The 24,021-nt window shown below is 65.8% G+C and carries 24 protein-coding genes; 9 read left to right on the top strand and 15 right to left on the bottom strand.

What is annotated here, in order from left to right; genetic code table 11:
* Positions 1 to 36: 36 nt before the first annotated feature.
* From DVK03_RS13145 to DVK03_RS13125, 5 genes are all read right to left on the bottom strand, one after another.
* The gene (locus DVK03_RS13145) at positions 37 to 1,047 is read right to left on the bottom strand and encodes a cell division protein FtsA (protein WP_004041899.1); all 1,011 of its coding nucleotides are present in this window, start codon (positions 1,045 to 1,047) and stop codon (positions 37 to 39) included.
* A 165-nt stretch (positions 1,048 to 1,212) separates the two neighbouring features.
* Positions 1,213 to 2,112, bottom strand: coding sequence for a permease (locus tag DVK03_RS13140; protein ID WP_115803188.1), 900 nt, complete (start codon positions 2,110 to 2,112; stop codon positions 1,213 to 1,215).
* A 102-nt stretch (positions 2,113 to 2,214) separates the two neighbouring features.
* On the bottom strand, positions 2,215 to 3,594 hold the full coding sequence (locus tag DVK03_RS13135) for a pentapeptide repeat-containing protein (protein ID WP_115803186.1): 1,380 nt from the start codon (positions 3,592 to 3,594) through the stop codon (positions 2,215 to 2,217).
* Positions 3,595 to 3,688: 94 nt separating this feature from the next.
* Positions 3,689 to 4,048, bottom strand: a complete 360-nt coding sequence (locus tag DVK03_RS13130; protein ID WP_004062888.1) for a hypothetical protein — start codon at positions 4,046 to 4,048, stop codon at positions 3,689 to 3,691.
* A 271-nt stretch (positions 4,049 to 4,319) separates the two neighbouring features.
* On the bottom strand, positions 4,320 to 4,592 hold the full coding sequence (locus DVK03_RS13125; protein ID WP_004041903.1) for a PRC-barrel domain-containing protein: 273 nt from the start codon (positions 4,590 to 4,592) through the stop codon (positions 4,320 to 4,322).
* Positions 4,593 to 4,928: 336 nt separating this feature from the next.
* On the opposite strand from DVK03_RS13125, the gene DVK03_RS20625 reads away from it, so the two are divergent.
* The gene (locus tag DVK03_RS20625; RefSeq protein ID WP_115803184.1) at positions 4,929 to 5,231 is read left to right on the top strand and encodes a hypothetical protein; all 303 of its coding nucleotides are present in this window, start codon (positions 4,929 to 4,931) and stop codon (positions 5,229 to 5,231) included.
* Here the strand turns inward: DVK03_RS20625 and DVK03_RS13115 are convergent.
* From DVK03_RS13115 to DVK03_RS13095, 5 genes are all read right to left on the bottom strand, one after another.
* Positions 5,175 to 5,978 carry a DUF502 domain-containing protein gene (locus tag DVK03_RS13115; protein WP_004041905.1) on the bottom strand — a complete coding sequence of 268 codons (804 nt, stop codon included), beginning with the start codon at positions 5,976 to 5,978 and terminating at the stop codon, positions 5,175 to 5,177. The two genes, DVK03_RS20625 and DVK03_RS13115, sit on opposite strands and share 57 nt — an antisense overlap.
* A gap of 262 nt (positions 5,979 to 6,240) precedes the next feature.
* Positions 6,241 to 6,441, bottom strand: a complete 201-nt coding sequence (locus DVK03_RS13110; RefSeq protein WP_004041906.1) for a hypothetical protein — start codon at positions 6,439 to 6,441, stop codon at positions 6,241 to 6,243.
* 271 nt (positions 6,442 to 6,712) lie between these two features.
* Positions 6,713 to 7,318 (bottom strand): acetyltransferase, encoded by a 606-nt coding sequence (locus DVK03_RS13105; protein ID WP_115803182.1) that lies wholly within the window; start codon positions 7,316 to 7,318, stop codon positions 6,713 to 6,715.
* 64 nt (positions 7,319 to 7,382) lie between these two features.
* Positions 7,383 to 7,610 carry a hypothetical protein gene (locus DVK03_RS13100; protein ID WP_004062884.1) on the bottom strand — a complete coding sequence of 76 codons (228 nt, stop codon included), beginning with the start codon at positions 7,608 to 7,610 and terminating at the stop codon, positions 7,383 to 7,385.
* Positions 7,611 to 8,280: 670 nt separating this feature from the next.
* On the bottom strand, positions 8,281 to 9,513 hold the full coding sequence (locus tag DVK03_RS13095) for a hypothetical protein (RefSeq protein ID WP_115803180.1): 1,233 nt from the start codon (positions 9,511 to 9,513) through the stop codon (positions 8,281 to 8,283).
* Positions 9,514 to 9,698: 185 nt separating this feature from the next.
* Between DVK03_RS13095 and DVK03_RS13090 the strand changes: the two genes are divergently transcribed.
* The gene (locus DVK03_RS13090; RefSeq protein WP_004062882.1) at positions 9,699 to 10,880 is read left to right on the top strand and encodes a PAS domain-containing protein; all 1,182 of its coding nucleotides are present in this window, start codon (positions 9,699 to 9,701) and stop codon (positions 10,878 to 10,880) included.
* Between the two features lie 102 nt (positions 10,881 to 10,982).
* Positions 10,983 to 11,162 (top strand): hypothetical protein, encoded by a 180-nt coding sequence (locus DVK03_RS13085; RefSeq protein ID WP_004041911.1) that lies wholly within the window; start codon positions 10,983 to 10,985, stop codon positions 11,160 to 11,162.
* 30 nt (positions 11,163 to 11,192) lie between these two features.
* Here DVK03_RS13085 and DVK03_RS13080 read toward each other — a convergent pair whose 3' ends face one another.
* Positions 11,193 to 11,585, bottom strand: a complete 393-nt coding sequence (locus DVK03_RS13080) for a DoxX family membrane protein (protein ID WP_004041912.1) — start codon at positions 11,583 to 11,585, stop codon at positions 11,193 to 11,195.
* A 189-nt stretch (positions 11,586 to 11,774) separates the two neighbouring features.
* Between DVK03_RS13080 and DVK03_RS13075 the strand changes: the two genes are divergently transcribed.
* A complete protein-coding gene (locus tag DVK03_RS13075; RefSeq protein ID WP_004062881.1) occupies positions 11,775 to 13,952 on the top strand; it encodes a PAS domain S-box protein in 2,178 nt (725 codons plus the stop codon).
* 9 nt (positions 13,953 to 13,961) lie between these two features.
* Here the strand turns inward: DVK03_RS13075 and lrp are convergent, their stop codons facing one another.
* Positions 13,962 to 14,423, bottom strand: a complete 462-nt coding sequence (lrp, locus tag DVK03_RS13070) for an HTH-type transcriptional regulator Lrp (protein ID WP_004041915.1) — start codon at positions 14,421 to 14,423, stop codon at positions 13,962 to 13,964.
* A 264-nt stretch (positions 14,424 to 14,687) separates the two neighbouring features.
* Between lrp and DVK03_RS13065 the strand changes: the two genes are divergently transcribed.
* From DVK03_RS13065 to DVK03_RS13045, 5 genes are all read left to right on the top strand, one after another.
* Positions 14,688 to 15,899 carry a BMP family protein gene (locus DVK03_RS13065; protein WP_006601174.1) on the top strand — a complete coding sequence of 404 codons (1,212 nt, stop codon included), beginning with the start codon at positions 14,688 to 14,690 and terminating at the stop codon, positions 15,897 to 15,899.
* 57 nt (positions 15,900 to 15,956) lie between these two features.
* Positions 15,957 to 17,525: an ABC transporter ATP-binding protein gene (locus tag DVK03_RS13060; RefSeq protein WP_004062879.1), complete on the top strand. Its 1,569-nt coding sequence runs from the start codon at positions 15,957 to 15,959 to the stop codon at positions 17,523 to 17,525.
* On the top strand, positions 17,522 to 18,652 hold the full coding sequence (locus tag DVK03_RS13055; RefSeq protein ID WP_008575087.1) for an ABC transporter permease: 1,131 nt from the start codon (positions 17,522 to 17,524) through the stop codon (positions 18,650 to 18,652). The genes DVK03_RS13060 and DVK03_RS13055 overlap by 4 nt, the downstream gene beginning before the upstream one ends.
* Entirely contained in the window at positions 18,649 to 19,704 is a 1,056-nt protein-coding gene (locus tag DVK03_RS13050) for an ABC transporter permease (protein WP_115803178.1), read from the top strand. Before DVK03_RS13055 ends, DVK03_RS13050 begins: the two co-directional genes overlap by 4 nt.
* 115 nt (positions 19,705 to 19,819) lie before the next feature.
* Complete coding sequence (locus DVK03_RS13045; RefSeq protein WP_008605746.1) at positions 19,820 to 20,938, top strand: TrmB family transcriptional regulator sugar-binding domain-containing protein; 1,119 nt, start codon at positions 19,820 to 19,822, stop codon at positions 20,936 to 20,938.
* A gap of 595 nt (positions 20,939 to 21,533) precedes the next feature.
* Here the strand turns inward: DVK03_RS13045 and DVK03_RS13035 are convergent.
* The 3 genes from DVK03_RS13035 to DVK03_RS13025 form a co-directional block, all read right to left on the bottom strand.
* Complete coding sequence (locus DVK03_RS13035; RefSeq protein WP_206043018.1) at positions 21,534 to 21,860, bottom strand: SHOCT domain-containing protein; 327 nt, start codon at positions 21,858 to 21,860, stop codon at positions 21,534 to 21,536.
* Between the two features lie 147 nt (positions 21,861 to 22,007).
* Complete coding sequence (locus tag DVK03_RS20095; protein ID WP_004041923.1) at positions 22,008 to 22,184, bottom strand: hypothetical protein; 177 nt, start codon at positions 22,182 to 22,184, stop codon at positions 22,008 to 22,010.
* Positions 22,185 to 22,621: 437 nt separating this feature from the next.
* Entirely contained in the window at positions 22,622 to 23,800 is a 1,179-nt protein-coding gene (locus DVK03_RS13025) for an ABC transporter substrate-binding protein (protein WP_115803174.1), read from the bottom strand.
* Positions 23,801 to 24,021 lie beyond the last annotated feature (221 nt).

Here is a 24,021-nt window from a genome sequence, read left to right as displayed (position 1 = left end):
GTACTGTCCGGCCGGTGTGTCAGCTCGGGCCGGCGCTCAGTTCGATTCCGGCGCGGCTTCGGCTTCCGGTTCGGGGTCGGAGGCGCCCCCGTCGGATTCCTCTTCGGAGCGGGCGGCGACGAGCGACCCGCGGGCGACGCTGTACAGGGGGCGGTCGATGCTCCGGACCTCGTTGACCGAGAACGGAATCGTCGAGTCTTCGAGGTGGTGTTCGAACAGCTCCTCGAAGCCCTCGGGGCTGGAGGTGCCGCCGGTGACGACGACGGGCACGTCGAGGCCCTCCTCGATGTCTTCCTCGTCGACCTCGCGTTCGATGTTCTCGATGACGTAGTCGAGGAGGTTCTCGTAGTAAATCGACAGCGCGCCCTCGACGCCGCCGACGTCCGTGCGGAAGTCGAGCTGGAAGTCGTCTTCCTTGATGGACGTGACCTTGTCGACGGCCGTCCCGGTGGCCTGGGCGGTCTGTTGGTCTATCCAGTCGCCGCCGCGGGCGATGGAGAACTGCATGACCGGCACCGCGTAGTACGCCAGGCAGATGTTCGTCATCCCCGCGCCGAACGAGACGCCGAGGCCGGTGAAGTTGTTGTCGGCGAGTTCGCTGTAAATGACCGCCATCCCCTCGTTGATGGGTTCGGGGTCGTAGCCCATGTCGCCGAGCATCGATTCGAGCGTCTTGTCGTGATACAGCGTCGAGAGGTCGGAGTCGATGGGGTCCGCCGGACTCGAATAAAACAGGCGCTCGTTCGGCCGGGAGGGCGAGCCGACGACCTGCTCGATGATGAGCTTAATCATCGGAATCGCGGAGGACTCCTCGCTGGAGAGGATGCCGTGTTGCATCGGCCGTCGCGTCTCCTTGCCGAAGATGTTCGCGAAGTTGAGCGCGTCGTCGCCGACGACGTACACCTTGTCGTCCTTGCGGATGTGGAGCACGTCGCTTCGCGAGAGCATCTGCTCCGCCATGTCGCTGTAATCGATTTCGACGAACGAGTTGCGCTGCTGGACAAATACGGTCTCACTCCCATCCTGACTCGCGGACAGGATGTTCATGGTTCCTACGTCAAGGCCTTTCGCCATACCTCACGCGTCGTAGGGCTGTCGCATAAATCTGTATGCGCGTTTGCGATTCGGTTCGGCCGGGACCGACGCCGAACCACCGTCGCGTCACTCCCTGATCGACGCCGCGTCAGTCCCCGCCCGCCGGCCCGCGACGCCTCAGGAGAACAGCCCGCGAATCCGGTCGACCAGCCCCTCGGCGTCCTCGCGTTCGGCCTCCGCCTGCTGTTGTTTCCGTAACTCGGCCAGCGCGGCGGTCTGGTCGTCCGTGCTGTCACCGACCGCCGTGTCCTTCTTCCCGCCGCGAAGTCCCTGGAGCCCCGCGACCGCGTCGTCGACGCCGCCGCCGCGCGTCTCGGTCGCCTTCGCGTTCTCGAAGCTCGCGCGGTCCGCGTCGTCGACGGCGGAGGTGTCGAGCTTCAGGCGGGTGGTCTCGGTCTTGCGGACGCCGCCCCACGACAGTTCGGTGTTCGACAGCGCCTCGTCCATGTCGCGGCGAACCTGCGCGGAGACGGCCTCCTCTTCTTCCTCGTCGGTCGCGTCGGCTTCTGCGTCGCTCCCGGCCGCGGCGGGGGCGCTCGTCCTCGCGCGGGCGAGTTGGAAGCCGACGAGCGACGTGCCGCTGGCGGCGACGACCGCCACCGCGCCGAGCGAGTAGATGCCGACGATGCGGCCGCTCTGGTCGGCGCTCGCGGAGACGTTCCAGTTGTGGGGGTACGCGCCGACGAACTGGACGACGGCGACCGCACAGACGAGCAGCCCCGCGCCCGCGAGGAGCTTCGGAAACCGGTACTGCGAGGGAAGCAAGACCACGACCGAGGCGAGGAGGAGGGGAATCCCGAGCGCACCGGTGACGCCCGCGACCTCGCGGAGTTCGTACTTGAAGATGTTCTCGGGCGGGATGCCGCCGCTCCACACGACCGCCGCGAGCGCGACGGCGAGCAGTCCGATAGCCGTAAAGAACAGTGCGAAGCCCGCGTAGACGGTTGTCTCGTCGGGGTCGGCGTCGACGTACCGTCGGTAGAGGGCGATGAGGGTGTTCTGCCCGTCACTCGACATACCTCAGACCATTCCCCCGCGCGACATATAATGTTCGCCGGACTCGGGTCGAACCGCGGCCGGGCGTTCGACTCGACTCGACTCGCCCCGACTCGACTCACGTCACGACCCGCCGGCGGGCTCGACGGAGATGTCGTAGGCCGCGACCGTGTCGCCGAGGGCCGCCTCGGTGAGCGAGGGGTCCGCGTCGAACCGGGCGCTCGTGAATCGGGCGGGACCGTGGACGACGGTGTCACCGAAGGCCGCGGCGTCGGTCACGTGCGTGTACGCGAAATCCAGTCGCCCCTCGATTTCGACGCCGAACGTGAGCGTCCCGACGGTGCAGTCGGAGAAGTCGACGTCGCGTCCGACGCGGACGCCGGAGCAGAATAGCTCGTCACCGAAGCGCGCGTGGTCGCAGATGACGCACCCGTCGACCGTGGTTTCGACCAGTCGCACGGGCGAGTCGGCCGAACAGACCGCGTCGGAGAGGTCGAACTCCCCGTCGACGGCCGCGCGGACGAACGACGCCGGTCCCGACCCGAACCGGGCGTTCCGGAAGCGGAGCGCCCGGCCTTCGACGGTCGCGTTGTCGAAGTAGACCGGCCCGTCGAACGCGCTGTGCGTGAAGTCGACGGGGCCGTCGCGGGCGGTCAGCCCCGCGCAGTCGACCCGGCCGCCGAAGGCGGCGGTCGTCGCGTCGATACCGCCGCCAACCGTGAGCCGAGTCGCGTTGAGTTCGCCGTCGACGACCACGTGTTCGAGCGAGAGTCCGCCCTCGACGGTCGCCGACGCGGCCACGACGCCCCCGCGGATGCGGCAGTGCGCCAGCGAGAGCCGGTGGTCGAACGCGGCGTTTCCGAGGTCGAGGCGGCCGCCCAGTCGGGTGTGGGAGAACCACGCCGGCCCGCCGAACCTCGATTTCGCGAGCGACACGTCGTCGTCGACGACGCCTTTCCTGAACGTCGCTCCGCCCTCGAAGCGCGCCTCGGTCGCCACGACGGACCCCGCACTGAAGCCGGTCGCGTCGAAGCGCCCGCTCAGTTCGGCCTCGCAGAGCACCCAGCGGTCACCGACTTGCAGGTGGCGACAGCTGACCGCTCCGGTGGCGTCGAAGCGCTGCATGCACACCGCGCCGCCGACCGAGACGCGGTCGAGTCGGAGCGCGCCGTCGAGCGTCGCATCCCGGAGGTCGATATCCGATTTCACCATCGCGCCGCGGAAGTCCAGCCGCGCGTCGGGCGGGAGCGTCATCCCCGCGAGGTCGACGCGTTCGAACGTCGCGCCGACGAACGCCGAGGGCCGCCCGTCGTCGGTGACCGCCTCGCGGAGCGCCTCGGTGACGGCCGCGGGTCGCGTTTCTTCGACGGGGCGGTGGAACAGACAGCGGGCGGAGCCGTCGCTCGCGGGATGCGGACACCGCCACACCGACGACGACCCGTCGGCACCCGTCTCGTCGGCGGCGTCGAAGACGTGCTCGTAGGCACAGCGACTGTGTTCCACGTCACCTGACCGTTCATTGCCTTAACATAAATAGGTTGTCACTAAATCGGATGTCGTCGTCGTTCTCCCCACTCCTCCCGTCGCGTCGCTCGAATCAGTCTCCGGCGAGCGGTGCGCCGACTTCGGCGTCTCCGACGACGGCCGAAAACGTCGCCGCGAACTCGAAGTCGCGGGCGGGAAGCGTGACCAGTCGAACCGTCTCGCCGGTGCTGTCGTGGAAGCCGACGGTGGTCCGCTCCGGTTCGAGTTCGACGGAACAGCCGGCGAAGACGGGGCGGTTGAGCTGTATCGTCCGTACCTCCCGGACCTCCTCGGGGTTCGCCTGCTCGCCGTCGTGTCGAATCTGGACGAGTCGCGTCTCGGTCAGGAGCACCGTCATCTCCTCGTAGTGGCTCACCGACCGGAGCGTCTCGCGCTCGCCGACGAACTGATGAATCGACTCGTAGAGACTCATACGCCGCCTACTCGGTCCACTCGTATCAACGTATCTACAACAGTTTTTCGCGACCGCCTCGCGGCGTCGCCGCGAGCTGCGTGCTCACAGCCCGCGGTCGAATCGCCGGACCATCGGCCGCCCGTCAGAGGCAACCGGGCGGGACGGATAGGCGTGATTGGGCAATCGTGCTGTCCACATCCTGACTCACTCGACTGCCCGCCGTACAGTCGTCGTTCGGAGTATATCAACGTTGTCCGACGGAGCGGCCAGTCGAGCGAAGTCGCCGCGGTCAGTCGGCGGCTTCGAGCGCCGGGTCACCCGTCAGGACGACGATGTCGGCCATCCCCCGTATCCACTTGAACGGCACTCGGACGCCGCGCGGGCCGACTTCCAACCCTTCCGGGGGGTCTTCGACGGAGACGAGAAGCGCGGTCACGCGGTCGGCGTCGAGGTCGACACAGAGGTCGACGGCCTCGCCCAATCGCTCGCCCGAGGCGGTGTACACGGGGCGGCCTTCGATACTCGGAATCGGTTCGATGCCCGTCGGTGACTGGGGGACCATACCTCCGGTATCGGACGTGTCAATAAAAAATACCTCGGTCGGCGCAGGCCGTGTCGGCTCCGCGGTTGCGACGCCTGCGGTGCGCTCGGTCCGGACGCGGTTTCCAGTTTCGGCGTGCGCCACCGTGACTAAAACGCCGTTTTAGGCGCTCGTGGCGGCGTGAACGGCGAATATCCACAATTTCCGATACGTATTTAGGCTCACCTAACAGATATCTATCTGGTCAGGATAGCTGGGCCTCGGTGTTCCTTCCGTAGACCCACCACCACTACCGGGGCCTCTGGCCACATTCTGGTCTCCGAAGTCGCCGGCGAGCGCGCTTTTTTCCGGCAGCTGTTGGCCGTCGCGGCGGCCGTCAGCGGTGCCGTCATCCGCTCGGGCTTCGTCGCTCTCGACTTCGTGCTCGACGCGGTCACCGTCTGGGGTTATCCGGCCGCGGTCGGCGTGATGGTCGTCTGCGCGGTCGTCAGTTGGCCGACCGACCTCCTCGGTATCCTGTCGAGCGAGTTCGGAGGCAGCGGCGGCGAACCGCCCGGAGCCGACCTCGGAAACGCGACTCGCCTCCGTCCGACTGCGCTGCGGTCAGTCGTCGTCTCGCTTCTCGTCGGTCGTAATCATCGACTCGCGGATGTCCTGTAACCGTTCGGTGCCGCGGAGTTCGGACATGTTCACGCCGAGGGCGTCCTCGTCCTCGTCGGTGGCGACGCCGCTCGTGAGGATGCTCCGGATGCCCTCCTCGACGGTCATGTCGATGTCGTACACGTCGTCGGCGGGGATGTAGGTGAGCAAGCCGCCGGTGACGGGGTTCGGTGCGAGCGGGAGGAACATCGAGACCATCTCCTTGTGGCCGGTCGACTGTTCGATGGTCGCTGGCGACCCCCCCGTCTGGAAGCCCAGCACGTACACGTCGTCGTCGAAACACTGGACGAGTTTCACGTCCTGGAACTCGTCGGCCCCCTCGTCGAGGACCACGTCGCCCATGCGGCGGAAGCTCTTGTACACCGTGCCGACGCCCGGAATCGACGAGACCACGAGGTCGAACACGCCGATTATCTTCTCGCCGTACTGGTTGCGACCGACGGTTCCCACGACTGCGACGATTGCGAAGAGGACCAACAGCGCGACCAACTCGGTGAAGAAGTCGACGACGAACGAGTAGACGCCGAGGTCGATGAGGAGGCTGATGAACTCGACGCTCTCGAAGCGGCTGATGACGCCCGCCCAGCGCAGGAGTTCGATGAACGGTTCGAGGGCGTTTCTGACGAAGTCGATGCCGACGCGCAGGACGTACAGCGTGATGACGATGGGAATCATAATCGCCACGCCCGTCAGCAGGGTGTTGTACGCCCGTTCGTACAGCGACTGACCGGTTTCCTTAGCGCTCACGGCGAGTGTACCCGGCGAGCGCGGAGGGTCTGCGGAGGACACGCCCGGAGATTCCCGTGGGCGGTAAAAATAGTACTGGCAGTCGAACCGTCTGTGTTTCAGGCGCGTGCCGGCGCTGACGCTCTGCGAGCGTCCGGCGAGAAGCGAGTCCGGCGAGCGCGACGAAAACGGGGACCACAAGCGGGCCGAGAAGATGCGGGTACGGTAACCGTGAGCGACGACGGAAGGCGAGACGGCGGCCCGTGCCGTCCCGAACGCGGGGTCAGGAGACGACTTCGAACCGTCCGACCGAGAGGTCGACCGCGAGCTGTTCGCGCGGGTAGACGAACTCCTCGTCGTCGTACATCGTCCGGACGGTCTCGTCTTCGATCTCCACCACCGTCTGTTCCGTACACAGCGTCGAATGCCGGATGGTCGACCCCTCCGTGATTACGTGCGGGGCGACCTCGAGTGTCTGCGTCATCGTTTCACTAACGGGCGGTGAATCGTATAATTCTTTCGCAACTCTCGGGGTCTTGTATCCAAATGTAGCTATATAGTGGTATTGTCGGGTGGATTGTGCACTTTCTGTTGCGGTCGCCTTCACACCGATACGAGTCACTCTGACGGACTCGTGGTCGGACGATGACGGCAGTCGGGAGCGTCAGACGCGCCGCTATCGGGAGCGTCACCACTCGCGGACGGGACTCGCATGACTCGACTCGCACCGCGCCTCGGCGGTTCTCCCCGGCGCGCTACTCGCCGTCGAACGGGTCGCGCTCGGGGAGTTCGTCGTCGAGGACGGCCGCCACGGCGTCGACGAACGGCTCGTGGGCCGACAGCGCCTCGCGGAGCGCCTCGTAGTAGGCGACGGTGTCGCCCGCGAGGAACTGCGAGTCGACCCGCCAGAGCGTCCGCCCGGTGCCGAACTCGCCGGTCGGGAGGTCGTCGCGTTCGTCGCGCGCCTCGTCGAGCGCCGCGACGAGTCGGTCGCGGAGCGCCGCGTACGGCGAGTCGCCCGAGAAGTCGGCGTCGCCGTGGATACCGTCTTCGAGGTGGAGTTCGAGCCGGAACTGCCCGCGCTGGAGGGCGCGCGGCGTCGGGTAGTGCTCGAAGTGGAGGTCGTAGCCGCGGTCGCGGCCGCGCTCCCACGCCGCGGGCGTGACGCGACCCCACGGCTTGCCAGAGTCGAGGGCGTGCCACGTGTGGGGACCCTCCGGCGGGGACGCACGGAGGTAGTCGGCCCACTCGTACTGGAGGACCTCACGAGCGAGCTTCGCTACGGCGTCACGGGTCGCATCGACCTGTAGCTCGTAGTCGAAATAGAAGCTCGTTTCGTCCGCGGTGTCCGGGCCGTTCATACCTCCCTGCTAGACGCCCACACGGATAAAGATTCGACACAGACCCCCGTGGGCCCGTGTTCGCTCAGTTCTCGCGCCGTACTCGGCGTCCGACCCCGAACAGGAGCGCCGCGATGGCGACGTTCGTCGTTCTCGACGTAGTCCCCGTGGCCGTCGCGAAGGCGGCGGTCACGTCCGGCGAGGCGGACGCGTTCGCCGCCGACTGGACGCTCGAATCGAGCGCGCTCGCGTCCGCCTCAGCCGCGACGCCCGCCGCACCGGTGGGGAGCGTCGCGGCCGTGAGATCTAACACCAGTAAAACGTTATAGTGTGTCTGAAAACCGGTCGTGGTGTCGCGTGCGAAAACGGAATTACTTAAATCTGATAATAACTCGGATACATCAGATATAGTAGACTATTCGAAGCGGTAGCCGGGGACCAACTGAACCAGATGGTGCAGACGCCGGCGCTCGCCCGAAAGCCCCCAAGAGACGCCCGGCGTCGAGTGTAGGGTGTCGCGCCGTCGGCGGGCGGTCAACGATGCTGGGCTTCATTCTCAGAACCCCGTCACTCCGCCACATGACCGTGGAGACCCGCGAAGACGGACGGCGACGTTCCGTGATGGCCTCGGGAACGGCGGCGAGAGATGGAGGCTCTCGTAGGCCGTATCGGCCACCGCGAACTGTCCGTTCGAGCCGTGTTTCGTGTTGTTCGAGCCGCGTACCGTTCGCATCTCGTGAGTCCGGGCGGCACGCGGCCGGCTGTCGAACGTACTGGCTGGTCCTGCCGGACGTGTCTCCCGGGCGTGCTCACTGACATCGGTGAGCGCGTTTCCGGCCGAGTTGCGGCGGACACCACGGCCGAATACGCAGTAAATGCACTATTTCAATCATACTTTGAAATCAAAGATGTTCCGTCGTCGCTCCCGGTGGGGCGGCGTCTCTACCGGCGTCTCTCGTCGCGCCGATGCTCCTCCGGCCGAGTCACTCGGCGTTCTCATCGAGCGCGGCGCACACTCGGGTTCGAACGTCGGCGGGACTCGCCGCCGACGCGTCGCGCCGGGCCATCCGTCCGGTGACGAGGTCGAGGAGGTCGAGCGCGGTCAGCGCCTCACGGACCTCGGCGCGGTCGAGTCCGAGGCGACGCTCGACTTCGTACAGCGTCTTCGCGCCCGCGACTGCCGCACACACGTCCGCCGTCGAGCAGTCGAGCGAGGAAAGCGACGCGGGAAGCGACGGGAGGTCGGTCGCGGTCGGCGGCTCCTCGGCCGCCCCGCTCGTCTCGTCGGCGTCGAGCGCGACCGACTCGGCGTCCGCGTCGGCGTCCGGGGCCGCGTTCGATTCCGGTTTGGGAGACGGTTCGGGAGCCGGTGCCGGTTCGGACTCGGTCGCGTCCTCCGCGTCGGCAACGCTCGGCTCCGAGTTCCGCACTTCGTCGTCGCCGTCGCTCGTTCCGCCCGAAGACGCCGGTTCGGACGACGGGCCGTAGCTATCCGGCTCGTGAATCCCGCGTTGAATCATCTGGTTGCGGACGGTCTGCGGGGTCACGTCGACGCCGAGGGCGTCGGTCATCTCCTTGAACGTCTCGCAGGTCTCGTAGGCCTCCCGAAGCCGAACCGGGTCGTGATGGGCCGGTACCGTCTCGGGTTCAGTCTTCGCGTCTGCGTCCGCGCCCGTCGCTGTCTTTCGGCTGGCGTCCGCGTCCGCCCCCGCGGCCGCCTCGACGGCGTCGTCGGCCGATTCCGCTGCGGCCCGGTCGCGCTCCGGCGCTTCGTCTCTCACCGTCGGGACCGCGGACTCCATCGTCGGCGGCGACGCGCCGGGGGTGACGGGTGGGTCGACCGACGAGTTGCGCGTCCCGGAGCCGTCGGTTCGGGCGACCGGCGACGCAGTCGGTTCGGGGTCGTCCTCGCCGGCGCGACCGGACGACATCGGTTCCGGTTCGGCGGCTCCGCTCTCCGGGGGCGCGAGCGTCACGTCGAGTTCGAGTCGAAGCAGGCCGTCGGTAACCGCCGCCGCGGGCGACGACACGCGGAGTCGGTTCGGGTCCACCGCGCACTCGGATGCGAGGTCGTACTCGACGGTGGCGGAAGCCGAGACACCCGCCGCGGTCGAATCGCCTCCGCTCGCCAGTTCGACCCCGGTAACCGCGCCCGTCATCTCCGTCAACTGTTCGAGAACCGCCGTGAGTTCTCGGACGTTTCTGACCACTTCCATATGTGAGTGTCAACTGTCCCACATCGGATATAATTTCTTGCCGCCCACATCATCTAGTAATATATATTCTATACAGGCGTCTATTCCCTCGGTTCCCGGTGTCGCGGGCGGTCCGTGCCCGTCGTCGCCCCGTTCGGCCGCCGCCGTAGCTGTTTTTATCGTTGTGCCGTGATACCACGGATGTAATGGACGTGTCTCCGCTCCACGGCATCGCTCCGTTCAGCACGGGACAGCGTGCGATGCGAATTCTGCTGGTCGACGATGACGAAGCGATGGTGGACCTGTCCGCGACCTTCCTCGAACGCGAACTCGACGATGCCGAGACGGAGACGTACACCGACCCGGAGCCGGCGCTCGACGAACTCACAGACGGAGAGTACGACTGCGTCGTGAGCGACTACGACATGCCGGGGATGGACGGGCTCGAACTGCTGACGGCGGCGCGCGAGCGGTCCATCGAGATTCCCTTCGTCCTCTTTACCGGCAAGGGGAGCGAGGAGATTGCGAGCCGTGCCATCTCCGCCGGCGTCGACGAGTACCTCCAGAAGGGCGGTCCCGAGGAGTACCCGGTGTTGGCGAACAAGGTCTCGAACCTCGTCGAGAAGTACTGGGCCGAGACGCACATGCGACGCGGTTTTCTCGCCATCGAATCTGCCGAGGAGGGAATCGGCATCATCGACGACGACGGCGTCTACCAGTACCTCAACGAGGCGTACGCCGCGCTCTACAACCGCGACCGGTCCGAACTCATCGGTGAGCACTGGGACATCCTCTACCCGGCCGACGAGGCGCGACGCTTCCACGACGAAATCCTCCCGCAGCTCGAATCAGAGGGGTCGTGGCGGGGGCTTTCGACCGGTATCACCAAAGACGGCGAAGCCGTCCCCGAGCGCCTCGTGCTGACGCAGATGGACGACGGGGGCCACGTCTGCATCGTCCAAGAGCTCACCGAGGTCGACGCGCTGCGGGCGGAAGCCGAGCTGAAAGGCCGGGTGCTCGACGCCGTCGAAGTCGCCATCGTCGTCATCGACCCCTCGCGGCCTGACAACCCCATCGTCTATCTCAACGCGGCGTTCGAGACGCTCACGGGCTACGACGCCGAGTCGGTGACGGGGCGCAGCTACCGGTTCCTCTGTGGTCCCGAGACGGACCCGGAGACGGTCGCCGAGGTTCGGCGGGCCGTCGACGCCGGCGAGTCGATTTCGACCGAGATTCGCAACTACGACGCCCACGGCGACCCCTTCGTGAGCCGCCTCGATATCCGTCCCGTCCGGGACGACAACGGTGCGCTCGACTGTTCGATCTGCTTTCATCGTCCGGCCGACGGCGACGGGGACGGCGACGCCGACGACGCGGGGTCGTCCTGACGTGGCGGCCGATGGCTGTCGGCACCCAGATACTGGAAACGGTGGGGTGTCTGTCCCCGGTGTGAGTAAGAACTATGCTCGCGGCGGGTATCAGCCGCGACCGTGTCGGCCCACGTTCGACTCTATCAGGTCCTCGCCCTCTCCGCGTTCGGCTTCGCGACGTACCGGTGGTTCGATGACTCGCCGCTCGTCGCGGCCGGCTGGACCGCCGTCGGGCTGTGGTATCTGTACGCACTCCGGTTCGGACCAGACCGAATCGACGAGTATGCCGTGGATACGTAACAAAAAGACGGACCGGCTGCGTCCGGGCTGTTATTCGTCCGAAGCGCGCTTGAAGAACGCCAGCGCCGCGCCGAACAGCGTCAGGTTCTGGAGGAACGACGTGAGCTCCTCGTCGCGGGCGTCGTCGTCGACGGCCCAGAAGTCGTGCATCGTCGGCGTGACGCCGGCGAAGAACGCCGCGATGCTCGCGGAGGCGAGCCGGGGAAGCTTCCAGAACCCGACGCCGAGACTCCCGCCGAGAAGCAGGCCGGTCGCCGCGGGAACGAGTCGGTCCGCCTCGGGGACGCCTTTCGCCTCCGCGTAGGCGATGCGGCCGTCGAGGTCGGTCAGGTTGCGAATCGCCAGAATCGCGAGGCCGCTCGCGAAGAGGGCGCGGGCGAGCCGAGATGGCGTGCTGCGTTCGGATTCGTCGGTGTCTGTCATCACCGTTTGAAAGCGGATTGCTAATTATAAGCGCTCTGGTTACAGACCGCCCGGTACGCTTTTCATCGTTCGGCGCTCCGTCCGCCGACTTCGGCCGCTCTCGCGTCGCGGACACCGCGGGCGCGCACGGCTGCGTCGGCTTCGCCCGGCACCACCATTATGTTCTCTTGGCGTTATCTACCACCGCGTATGGACACATCTCGTGACGCGCCGCGTTCACTCTCGAAACCGGCGTCTATCGCCGTTCTCTACGTCGGCGGCGGTTGCGACTTCGCGGCGCGCTTGGAACGCGAGCGCGAGCGCTTTACGGTCCATACCGAGTCGGACCCGCGGGCCGCACTCGACCGGATTCGGGGCGGTGACGCGGCGTTCGACTGCGTCGTCTGCGACTACGACCTGCCCGCCCTCGGCGGTCTCGACGTGCTGGACCGCGTCCGCGCCGAGTTCCCCGAACTGCCGTTTATCCTCGTTACCGAACAGAGCGACGACGAGGTCGCGAACGAGGCGATTTCGGCGGGCGCGACCGACCACTTTCGCAAGCGCGACGACGCGGCCCGACACCAACTCCTCGCCGCCCGCATCGAGAACGCCGCCGAGCGCGCCCGAACCTCGCGGGCGCTCGAATGGGGGCTCACGGCCGTCGAGACCGCGCGCGACGCCGTCTGCGTCCTCGACGAAGACGGGACGGTCGAGTACGCGAACGCGGCCTCTGCGACGCTGTTGGGCTCCGACCGCGAGGGCCTCGTCGGTCGCAGGTGGGGGTCGTTCGTCCCCGACGACGAACTGCAACCGACCCGCGACGCGATACTGTCCGAAGCCCGCGAGGGGCGCTGGTCGGGCCGGTCGTCGCTCGTCCGCGGGGACGGCGACCGCATCGAGGTGGAGCACACGCTCACGTCCACGAGCGACGGGTCGCTCGTCTGGACGGCGTCGCGCAGCGACACGCTCGAAGAGCGCCTGTCGCGTCGGGAGCGGGCGATGGACGAAGCGCCAATCGGCATCGTGCTCACCGACCCCAGCCAAACCGACAACCCCATCGTCTACGTCAACGACGAGTTCACCGCCCTCACCGGGTACAGCCGCGACGAGGTCCTGGGGCGGAACTGTCGGTTCTTGCAGGGCGAAGCGACCGACGAGGACGCCGTCGCTGAACTGCGGGCGGCGGTCGACGAGCGCGAGGCCGTGACGACCGAGCTACTGAACTACCGCAAGGACGGCACCGAGTTCTGGAACCGCGTGCGCATCGCGCCCCTGTTCGACGACGACGGCGTAATCGACTTCTTCGTCGGCTTTCAGGACGACATCACGCCGCGGAAGACGTACGAGGAGCTCTTGCGGTCGAACACCGCGCGGCTCGAAGCCCTGTTCGAACACTCACCAGACCTCGTCGTCGTCCACACCGACGACGGCAGCATCCGAGACGTGAACCAACGGATGTGCGAGGAGTTGGGGTACAGCGAGGCGGAACTCGTCGGCAAGACCGTCTGGGAGCTCGACCCCACGTCCGACCCGGAGCGGTCGCGGTCGTTCTGGGCCGGCCTGCCGCCGAACGAACCCACCCGGTTCGAAGGTGCGCTCGAACGCCGCGACGGCACGACGTTCCCGACCGAAGTGCATCTCATCGAACTCAACGTCGACGGCGAGGACCTGTTCGTCGCGATGATTCGAGACATCAGCGAGCAGAAGCAACGGGAGGCCGAACTCGTCGAGCAAAACGAGCGACTCGACCGCTTTGCGAGCGTCGTGAGCCACGACCTCCGCAACCCGCTGCAAGTCGCGATGGGTCGGCTCGAACTGCTCGCAGACGACTGCGACAGCGACCACATCGACGATATCAGCCGGGCGCTGGACCGCATGGACGACCTCATCAGCGACCTGCTCGTCCTCGCCCACGACGGGAACGACGCCATGGATATCCAATCGGTCGCGCTGTCCGACCTCGCGCGGACGTGCTGGCAGAACGTGATGACCGGCGACGCCACGCTCACCGTCGAGACCGAACTGGTCCTCGACGCCAACCCCGAGCAACTCCAACAACTCCTCGAAAATCTGTTTCGGAACGCCGTCGAGCACGGCTCGACGGGCAACCAGACCGCGTCTGGTGACGCCGTCGAGCACGGCTCCGGCGACGGCGGCGTGGCCGTCACCGTCGGCGAGACCGACCGCGGGTTCTACGTCGAAGACGACGGCGTGGGCATCGACCCAGAGGACCGCGACACCGTGTTCGAGGCCGGCTACACCACGTCGGCGCAGGGGACCGGCTTCGGCCTGAACATCGTCTCGCAGATAGCGGCCGCACACGACTGGGAGGTGCGGGTCACGGAGGGCACCGAGGGCGGTGCGCGGTTCGAGTTCCGCGTCGAGTGAGCGACCGACTTAGGCGTCGTCGTCCCCGAGGTCGAACTGCTCGTTCTCGGAGACCGCGTTGAGGACGACGCTCGTGTTCGACTCGCGAATCGGTGCCTCGCTCAACAGCGCCTTGATCTGGCGGTTCATGTCGTCGGTGTTCTTGAACTTCCCGACCGCGAGCACGTCGTAGTCGCCGGTGACCTCGTACACCGAGACCATCTGCGGTTCGTCTGCGAGCAGTTCGGTGACTTCCGCGAGGGCGCTGCCCTCGACTTTGAGGTGCATGACCGCGGTCACGTCGTAGCCGAGCGCGTCGTAGTCGACGCGGGGCGTGTAGCCCTCGATGATGCCCTCGTCTTCGAGGTCTCGCAGGTGGTTCGAGACGGTCGTCACCGACACGTCGAGCTCTTCGGCGAGGCTCCGAAGGCTGCGTCGCCCGTCTTCGAGGAGTGCGTTGATGAGGTCGGAATCGAGGTTCTCGTAGGTCATCTTCGGAACTTTTGCGTGTGATTGTCATTAATCTCCCGGTCTAAATTGACGATTCGGTGAATCGTCGCCCAGTGGCGTCCGGAAACTAGGTCGAACGAGACGGTCGAAGCGCGTTTGTCGTGCGGCCGCCTCGTCGCACCCGGCCGTTTTCGAGCGGACGTGCGATAAACGAATATCTCACACTTTCCTCTCACCCGTTCACAATATGAAAATAGCGAATAATTATTTATGTTACTCAGGACTGAGTGAGTCTGAGGAAACACAATGGCAGCAAGGGACACTGGAAACGGAGATGCGGCAGACGAGACGACTCGGGAGACACGACGCGGCATCGAGCGGCGCGACGTTCTCAAATCGGGAATCAGCCTCGCGGCGATAGCTGGGGTCGCGGGCTGTCTCGGGGGCGGGTCGGACGACGAGACCACCACGACGACCGCCGCGGACGACGGCGGCGGCGACTCGGAGACCACCGGCGAGACGACCGAAAGCGGCGGGTCGGAGGGTGAGACGACGAACGTCGCAATCGTCTCCAGTCCGGCCGGCTTCGGTGACCAAGCGTTCAACGACCTCGCGCTGCAAGGGCTTCAGACGGCGGCCGAGGAGTACGACATCGAGATTCAGCAGGTCGAGGAGACGAACCAGTCGAACTACCAGACGGTTCAGTCTCGACTCGCCGAGAGCACGAACCCCGACTACGACCTCGTCGTACTGGTCAGCTACAACCACACGCAGGCGCTCCAGACGAACGCCGAGGCGTACCCGGACCAGAACTGGATGTTGATTAACGACTCCATCGACCAGCCGAACGTCGCGGGGTACACGTGGGCGAACCACCAGATGTCGTTCCAGGCGGGCGTGCTGGCGGGGACGATGACGACCCGCGAACTCTCCTACGAGGGGAACTCGCTCGACCCGGACTCGTCGACCGTCGGGTTCGTCGGCGGCGTCGACGGCTCGCTCATCAACGCCTTCGAGCGCTCCTACCGGGCGGGCGTCGAGTGGGTCGACGAGAACCTCGACGTCACCGTCGGCTACATCGGGAACTACACGGACACGCAGACCGCCAACAACATCGCCACCTCGCAGTACGACGCCGGCGCGGACATCGTCTACCACGCGGCGGCGGCGGCGGGACAGGGCGTCTTCCAGGCGGCGCAGGACGCAAATCGCTTCGCCATCGGCGTCGACGCGGACCAGTCCGTCACGCTCCCCGAGTACCAAGACGTCATCATGGGCTCTGCGGTGAAGTACATCAACGAGGGGACCTACGAGGTCGCGGAGGCCACCGTGCAGGACAACTGGTCGGCGGTGCAGGGCTCGAACATCCTCGGTCTCGAAGAGGAGGCCGTCCGCGTCGTCTTAGGGCAGGCGGTCGGCGGCGAGCTTCCGGACGTGGTCACGGAGAACCTCGAAGCGGCGAGAGAGGCCATCATCAACGGCGACGTCACCGTGCCGTGTAGCGCCAGCGGCTGCTAGCGACGCAGCCATGGCACCACCTCGCAGGCTTTTTCCAGATAGCGTAGACTCCAACCCATGACAGACACGACCGCACCAGCAGTTCAGCTCACGGACATCACGAAACGCTTCGGCGACGTCGTCGCCAACGACAGCGTCGACCTCACCCTCGACCGCGGGTCGATTCACGCCGTCATCGGTGAGAACGGCGCGGGCAAGACGACGCTGATGAACGTCCTGTACGGCCTGTACGACCCGAACGAGGGGACCATCGCCGTCGACGGCGAACCCCGTTCGTTCGACTCCCCCAGGGACGCCATCGCGGCGGGCATCGGGATGATTCACCAGCACTTCCAGCTCGTCGACAACATGACCGTCCTCCAGAACATCGTGCTCGGTCACGAGCCCTCGACGCGGGGCCTCGTCGACGAGCAGGCGGCCCGTCGTCGCATCACCGACATCTGCGACACCTACGGCTTCTCCGTCGACGAGCACCTCGACACGCCAATCGAAGAGCTCGGACTCGGCATCCAACAGCACGTCGAAATCGTCAAGAGCCTCTATCGAGGTGCCGACACGCTCATCCTCGACGAGCCGACGGCCGTGTTGACGCCCCAAGAGGTCGAGGGGCTGTTCGACGTGATGGAGGCGCTCACCGCCGACGGGCGGTCGCTCATCTTCATCACCCACAAGCTGGACGAAGCGATGCACGCCGCCGACGACATCACCGTCCTCAGAGACGGGAGCGCCGTCGGGACGGTCGACGCGGCGGCGACCTCGCAGAACGAACTCGCCCGCATGATGGTCGGCCGCGAGGTGCTGTTCGACGTCGACTCGCGGGGCGGAACCCCCGGCGAGGTCGCGCTCACCGTCGACGGCGTGACCGTGCGCGACGAGCGCGGGCTCGAACAGGTCCGCGACGTGAGCCTCTCGGTTCGGGAAGGAGAGATTCTCGGCATCGCCGGCGTCGAGGGCAACGGCCAACAGGAGCTCATCGAGGCCATCACCGGGATGCGAACCCCGGAGCGGGGCACAGTCTCGCTTCAGGGGCGCGACATCACCGAGCTGTCCCGCCGTCGCCGCATCGAAGACGGCATCTCGTACGTCCCCGGCGACCGGCTCGAAGAGGGCCTCGTTCAGGACTACTCGCTCGTCAGGAACGCGCTTTTGAGCAATCAGACGATGGACGCCTTTTCGGACGGGCTCTTCCTCGACTGGCAGCGAATCGGTGACCACGCCGACGAGATAATCGAAGCGTACGACGTGCGCCCGCGGAACCCCGAGGCGACCGCGAAATCGCTCTCGGGCGGCAACCAACAGAAGTTCATCGTCGGCCGCGAACTCGAACGCGACCCGTCGGTGCTCGTCGCGGCCCATCCGACCCGCGGCGTCGACATCGGCTCTATCGAGTTCATCCACCAGCGGTTCCAGGACATGCGGGCGGAGGGCGTCGCCATCCTCCTCGTCTCGTCGAAGCTCGACGAGGTTCAGAAGCTCTCTGACCGCACGGCAGTCATGTACGAGGGGTCGGTCGTCGACACCGTCGACCCCGACGACGTGACCGAAGAGGAACTCGGCCTGCTGATGGCAGGCCGGACTCGGGACGGCACCGAACGCGCGGCGCGCGGCGCGGAGGGTGACGCGTGAGCGACGCTGCGACCGGCGTCCGGTCTCTCGCGGACCGCATCGCCGCCCGGATGCTCGACGCCTCGGTGCTCGAACGCGTCGTCATCGCGCTCGTCGCGACCGCGCTCGCGTTGCTCATCGGCGCGGTCATCGTCGCCGCCTCGGGGTACGACGCCGTCGAGTTCGTCTCGTCGCTCGTCTACGGCGCGGTCGGGAACGTCTCGAACCTCGCGTTCATGCTCCGGCAGTCGTCGATGCTGATTCTGACGGGCGTCGCGGTCGCGGTCGCGTTCCGCGCGGGCGTGTTCAACATCGGCGTGCAGGGCCAGTTCGTCGTCGGCGGCTTCGCGGCCACCCTCGGCATCCTGTTCGCCGCGCCGCTGCTCCCGAATTCGCCGGTCTCCGCGATTCCGCTGTTGGCGCTGGCCACGCTGTTGGCGCTGGCGGCTGGCGGCGCGTACGGGGCGCTCCCGGGCGTGATGAAGGCGTACGCCGGTGCGAACGAGGTCATCACGACCATCATGCTGAACTTCATCGCCTCGGGTGTCGTCTACTTCCTGCTCGACGCGTATCTCCGCCCGGAAGGGGCGGCCGCGCCGAACACCGAACAGTTCCCCGACTACGTCGGACTGCCCGGACTCGTCTTCGAGAGCCCGTCGTTTTCGATTCTCGGACTCGGCGTGGCGCTCCTGACGGTCGTCGTCGTCTATCTGGTGATGGACCGGACCGGTTTCGGATACGACCTCGTCACGAGCGGCTACCAAGAGCCGGCGGCCAAATACTCCGGCGTCGACCCCAAGCGGATGATCGTTCGGACGATGACCATCTCCGGGATGATTGCCGGCCTCGCCGGCGCACTGTTTGCGATTATGATTCTCGGCTATTACAGCGACCCCAACACGTTCCCCACGTTCGGCTTCGACGCCATCGCCGTGAGCCTCCTCGCGGCGAACAACCCGCTCGGCGTGATTCCCGCCGGCCTGCTGTTCGGCGGCCTCGACGCCGGCGGCCAGTACATCGGCTTCACGCTCGACGTGCCGAGCGAACTCGTCGACGGCGTCATCGGACTCATCGTCCTGTTCGTCGCCGCGCCGGAGCTGTTCCGCGCGGCGGGGCAGTACACCTCGCTCGGAGGTGACCGCGAATGAGCACCGCTCGCGCGCTTCTCGACGACCAGCGGACGCTCGTTGGCGCGCTCGTCGCACTCGTCGCCGTCATCGCGCTCCTGCTTTTCGTCGACCTCCCGGGGTCTGACCTCGTGACGGTCGGCGCGCTCGAACGCGCCTTGCAGGCGGCGACGCCCATCGCGCTCGCGGCCATCGGCGGCCTGTACGCCGAGAAAAGCGGCGTGTTCAACATCGGGCTGGAGGGGTTCATGATATTCGGCGCGCTCGTCGGTGCCGCGGTCGCGTGGCTCCTCGCCGGCGACGGGAGTATCACGCAGGCACACCTCTGGGTGGCCTTCGTCGCGGTCGCGCTCGTCTCCGGCGTGCTGGCGACGCTGTTCGCCGTCCTGTTGATTCGGTACGAGGCCAACCAAATCGTCGCCGGCCTCGCCGTCTGGTTCATCGGCCTCGGCTTCGGGCCGTTCGCCGCCACCGTGCTGTGGGGCGGCGTCTCCAGCCCCTCGCTGCCGAACGTCGACGCGGTGTCCGTGCCGGTCCTCGCAGAGATTCCGGTCCTCGGACGACTGTTCTTCGACGCCTCGCCGCTGGTCTTGCTGACCATCGTGGTCGCCGTCGCGGCCTGGGTCGTCCTGTTCCGCACGCGCTACGGCTACTGGGTCCAGGCGGCCGGCGAGAACCCGGAGGCGCTCGACACCGCCGGCATCGACGTCAACCGCGTCCGCTACGCGACCGTCATCTTCTCGGGCGTCATGGCCGGCTTGGGCGGCGCGGTCCTGTCAATCGGCATCGGCAGCGGCTTCACCGGCACCGGCGTGACGATGGTCGACGGCCGCGGTTGGATTGCCATCGTCGCGTACCTCTTCGGCAACTACAACCCCCTCGGGACGTACGGCGCGTCGCTCCTGTTCGGGGCGATGGACATGCTCCAGATTCAACTGCAAACCATCGGCATCTCGCTGCCGGGGAGCATCACCGGGTTGTTCCCCTACGTCGCCGTGCTCGTGGTCCTCGTCGGCGTCGGCTACACGCGCGTGCCGTCGGCGGTCGGTGAGTCCTACGACACCGAAGAGTAAGGCACGGCACACTCCCCCTTTCGGCCCCGTTCGCGCCGCTCGACCGACCTGCGGTGGCCGCAGGGCTGTCACCAACGCATACATTCAACTACCGTTCGTCTCGAAAGACAGGCTAGTGACTGTCGACGAACCAACCGTCCGCGAACGACTGAAAACGTTCGGCTTCTCCGACAAAGAGGCCGACACCTACATCGCGCTCTTGGGACAGGGCGAGGCCAAGGCGAGCGAACTCGCCCAGCACGCCGGCGTGTCCAAGCGCTACGTCTACAACGTCCTCGGGAGCTTCGAGGACCGCGGGCTCGTCGAGGTCAACGACCACGAGACGCCGACGACGATTCGCGCCGTCGACCCCGCGGTCGTCATCAGACGGCTCTCCGACCAGCTGTCCTCGCTCGAAACGCAGCTCGAATCCATCCACAACCCCCACCCCGGCGAGGACAGACGCTACGAGGTCATCAAGTCAAAATCTACCGTGAAAAAGCGCATCGCGTCGCTGGTTCGACAGGCCGAAAACGAGGTCAACGTGTCGGTGCCGGCGTCGCTACTGCCGGACCTCGCACCCGAGTTGGAGGCCGCCGTCGACCGGGGGGTGCTCACGCTCGTCCTCGCCAACGGCCACGGCGACGAGGCCGTCTCGGAGTCGACGCTGAAGGGACTCGGCAGCGTCGTCCGCTATTGGGCCGACGGCGGCCCGATGCTCGTCTGCGTCGACCGGCGACACGGGCTGTTCTCCCCGCCGGAGTTCGTCATGGGGCGGGGGTCGGACCACCAGGCGATTAGCTTCACCGAAGACCGCCTCTCCCCCGCGCTCGTGGGGTCGTTTCTCGGAAACTACTGGCCGCTCGCCGAGGAGATTTACCTCCACGAACCGGACGAGCTTCCGGCGACGTACGACCGCTTCCGACACGCGATTTTCGCGGCGACCCGCTATCTGAAACGCGGCTACACGCTCGTCGCGGAAATCGAACTCAGACCGGCGGACTCGAACGAGGCGTTCGAAACCCGGTTCGGGACGATTATCGACGTCACCCAGGGGCTCGTGAAACCGACGACGAACTCGATTCCCATCGAGAACGCGTTCCTCATCGACGACGGCACCGAACAGCTGAGCGTCGGCGGCCCCGGCGCGATTGTCGAGCCCTACGAGGCCAGGCGCGTGACGCTCGACGTCGTCGAATCGTCCGGCCAGTCGGTCCCGGACCTCATCGCTCGCTCGGACGCGCTCAACCGATGACGGTCGCCGTCCGCCGCGTTCTCCCCCAGTAAGTCGAATTTACAAGCGCTCTCACCGAACTCCGCCTTATGACCCGTGACCCGCTTTTGAGTGTCGAGATGAAGACGACGCTCGCGTTCATGTTCCTCGGGCTCACGTCGTGGTACTTGGCGCAGCGATATCTGAACGACGGGTTCGTCGAGCTCGTCGCGCTGTTCGGCGTGGGGGTCCGTGCTTCCCACGCTGATCAACGAACTGCGTCAGCGGTCGCGGACGGAGTGAGTCGCGTCCGAAAGAATCAGAATCATGATAAAAGACGCCTCACACACGGACACAAACACCGATTCGTGAGCGTGACGTAATTAGCAGAAATCAGATATTCACATAGATAGGTGTCGAAAACGAACGCGTTGCATCTCAAGCGAACGCCTGAACTATCGGTTTTATTGCAGAAAAGTTAAATTCGGTATGCAGATTTAGCTATATAGATTCTATCAGATTCAAATAACGAATCGTACATGAATTCGAATAACCCGACTCACTGCTCTCGGCGTTTCGCCGCCGAGAAACTGTCCGTTTCCGGTGAGTTAAAGGGGATGTCTGCGTGCGTTGCGGTCTATCCCCACTCCAGGTTCAACGTGGCCGCCCGGTTTGCGAACTCCTCGTCGTCGATTTCGCCGCGCGCGTACTGCGTCCGGAGGTCCTGCATGGCGCTGTCGGCTTCCTTCGGTGGCGTCGTCTCGGTACTCGCCGCCCGGACGCGACTGACGTACACGAGACTCACTCCTGCGAGTGCGAGAAGCAGGAGGACTCCGGCCGCGAGCCACCACAGCCCCATGCCGCCGGTGGCTGTCGCGCCCCCCGCGGCGACCCCGTGGCCGCCGTGGGGACCCATCGGCCCGTGTCCACCCCACTGGAGTACGACGGTCGCCATTTCGCTCATCTTTCTCACCTCTATGTAGTAGTTCACTCACGGACCGTATCAACTCACGCCGTGATTATCGCTCGCTGGGAACGCCCCCGTCCGGCCGTCCGAATCGCTGTCGAACAGGTACCTCCCGTCGCGCCCTCCCGTTTCGTGCGCTGTGAATCAGCCGTCGACGACGTTCTCAAGGACGACCGCTCCGGCGAGGTACACCGGAAGTAGATACAGAATCGCCATCACGGGGAGCACGATGAACATCGGCGTGTGGCCGTCGCCCGTCTCGTACACCTGTGCGGCCAACAGAACGACTATCAATCCGAGGAACAGGTCCGTCCGGTCCATGTGTACCCGTGGGCGAGCAGTCTGTTAGTTGTGGTGTGTCCGAGACCGCTGTGTTCCGAGACACGCGTCAAACCGCAAGTCTAGACTTCGTTCGAGGGATGAGCGAGTCGTTATCGGGACATTCGAATTTGCAGATATATTCCACTGAAAAAGCAGACCATTGACACAAGTAACAGACCGCCGCTCAGCACGTCTCGAAGGCCGCCAGACACGCCCGGGTTCGTCACCAGTCCGAAGGCACCTTCGAACACGACCGACTGACTGACCAGCGCCAACCCCCCAATCGACATCAGTAGGTGCGGCACGCGTGCGCTCGCGTCTGTACTCATGTTTCGGGGGTCATCGGCGTCGCTCATGAACGCTGCGTATTCTTTCGTCGTTTGGTGAGCTCCGCCGCTCAGTGTTGCGACGAGGCTATCCACCACCTCGGCGTTCGACTACGGCTGCAAGTCCCCGTTGATGATGTCAGCCACGCGCTGTCGGTCGAACAGTCGCTCGGCTTCCGGAACGTCGGGATACGGGCCGCCTTCGTAGGTCGGCCACGCGCCGAACTGCTCGGGATACAGCTGCTTGGCGATCATCTCCAACTGGAACAGGTTCATGAGGGGGCCGCCGTAGCGAACTCCAATCGGGAAGACGCGGTCGTTTGCGACCGCCGAGAGGCCCTGCGCAGTCGGCTCGTCGTACAGTTCCTGTTTGGTCGTCGTCCAGTCCGGGCCGAGGCCACCGTCGACGAGGATGACGTCCGGGTCGGCTTCGACGAGCGCTTCCATGTCGATTTGCGTCCCGCTCGGCACGTCGGCGAGTGCGTCTTCGGCGTCGAACACGCGCGTGTGGGCTCGGACCGTCCCGGGGCCGTTGAGTGGGTACACCCAGATGCCGCCTCGCCACAGGAACCGCGCCGTCGACGGCCGGGCCTCCGTCTCTTCGAGGCCGGCCGTAATCGTCGATAGGAGGTCGCCGTGGATTTCCGCCAGCGCCTCGTACCGCGCCCGTGCTTGGAACACCGCCGCGACCCGCTCGAAAATCTCCCAGAGCGTGTGATACCGGTACTGGTCCGCCCACCTCGCCGGCGGCTCGCTGTGGTTTCGGCTCAGCGAGTTCCCGAACCACGGGGCGACTTCCGTCCCAATCTCCGCAACGTCGTCGGGCTCCCACGCCTCCATCGTCGCCATCAACGCCGGGTCTTCGAGATGGATATCGCTGTCGAGTTCGTAGAGCTCCTCCTTGTCGGGATTCCAGGTATCCACCAGCCCTGACCAATCGACCGAGACGCCGGGGAGTCGCTCGAATAGCAGGTCGTACAACTGCCCGAACCCCTCCGGGTTGTACATCCCGTTGAGCGACTCGCCCTGCCCGAGTGCGACCGCCATATCTGCGTGGTGAAGCAGGACGGTAAACACGTTCTCCGGGGGCTCGGTGAACTCCACACGACCGGCCGGCGAGAGAGTGGCTGCGTAACGCTCGTCGTCCGTTGGTGTCGCCGTCGTGTTCGCTTCGGTTGTCGGTGGGTCGGACGCCGACTGTCCGCCACAGCCGGCGAGTGCGGCCGTCGCTGCCGCAGCCCCGTACTTCACGTAGTCCCGTCGCGTGAGTCGTTTGTACTTGTTCACCATGATTTTAGGCTAGCCTAAAAACAAATAACGGCTTCGATTTTTAGGCAAGCCAAAACACGGTGCGCTGTCGAAGTGTTTACTCTGGTTGGCCGGAGTCTCAGCATTCTGTGTGGGTTTGGTAGCGCCACGCTGTGGCACCGATACGGCTGTTATACCTCACACCGGGCGACCGTTGGTTCCCTCGGTCGTCCCCCCTCGAACGCGTCCCACGTCGCGTTCAC

It is taken from the genome of Haloferax sp. Atlit-109R, assembly GCF_003665865.1.
Taxonomy (GTDB): Archaea; Halobacteriota; Halobacteria; order Halobacteriales; family Haloferacaceae; genus Haloferax; species Haloferax volcanii.
This window is presented reverse-complemented; position numbering and strand designations above follow the sequence as displayed.

Coding starts and splice junctions, on each gene's coding strand:
- DVK03_RS13145 (WP_004041899.1), bottom strand. CDS start 1,047: ATGAACATCCTGTCCGCGAGTCAGGATGGGAGTGAGACCGTATTTGTC.
- DVK03_RS13140 (WP_115803188.1), bottom strand. CDS start 2,112: ATGTCGAGTGACGGGCAGAACACCCTCATCGCCCTCTACCGACGGTAC.
- DVK03_RS13130 (WP_004062888.1), bottom strand. CDS start 4,048: ATGAGTCTCTACGAGTCGATTCATCAGTTCGTCGGCGAGCGCGAGACG.
- DVK03_RS13125 (WP_004041903.1), bottom strand. CDS start 4,592: ATGGTCCCCCAGTCACCGACGGGCATCGAACCGATTCCGAGTATCGAA.
- DVK03_RS13110 (WP_004041906.1), bottom strand. CDS start 6,441: ATGACGCAGACACTCGAGGTCGCCCCGCACGTAATCACGGAGGGGTCG.
- DVK03_RS13105 (WP_115803182.1), bottom strand. CDS start 7,318: ATGAACGGCCCGGACACCGCGGACGAAACGAGCTTCTATTTCGACTAC.
- DVK03_RS13095 (WP_115803180.1), bottom strand. CDS start 9,513: ATGGAAGTGGTCAGAAACGTCCGAGAACTCACGGCGGTTCTCGAACAG.
- DVK03_RS13090 (WP_004062882.1), top strand. CDS start 9,699: ATGGACGTGTCTCCGCTCCACGGCATCGCTCCGTTCAGCACGGGACAG.
- DVK03_RS13080 (WP_004041912.1), bottom strand. CDS start 11,585: ATGACAGACACCGACGAATCCGAACGCAGCACGCCATCTCGGCTCGCC.
- DVK03_RS13075 (WP_004062881.1), top strand. CDS start 11,775: ATGGACACATCTCGTGACGCGCCGCGTTCACTCTCGAAACCGGCGTCT.
- lrp (WP_004041915.1), bottom strand. CDS start 14,423: ATGACCTACGAGAACCTCGATTCCGACCTCATCAACGCACTCCTCGAA.
- DVK03_RS13065 (WP_006601174.1), top strand. CDS start 14,688: ATGGCAGCAAGGGACACTGGAAACGGAGATGCGGCAGACGAGACGACT.
- DVK03_RS13060 (WP_004062879.1), top strand. CDS start 15,957: ATGACAGACACGACCGCACCAGCAGTTCAGCTCACGGACATCACGAAA.
- DVK03_RS13050 (WP_115803178.1), top strand. CDS start 18,649: ATGAGCACCGCTCGCGCGCTTCTCGACGACCAGCGGACGCTCGTTGGC.
- DVK03_RS13035 (WP_206043018.1), bottom strand. CDS start 21,860: ATGAGCGAAATGGCGACCGTCGTACTCCAGTGGGGTGGACACGGGCCG.
- DVK03_RS20095 (WP_004041923.1), bottom strand. CDS start 22,184: ATGGACCGGACGGACCTGTTCCTCGGATTGATAGTCGTTCTGTTGGCC.
- DVK03_RS13025 (WP_115803174.1), bottom strand. CDS start 23,800: ATGGTGAACAAGTACAAACGACTCACGCGACGGGACTACGTGAAGTAC.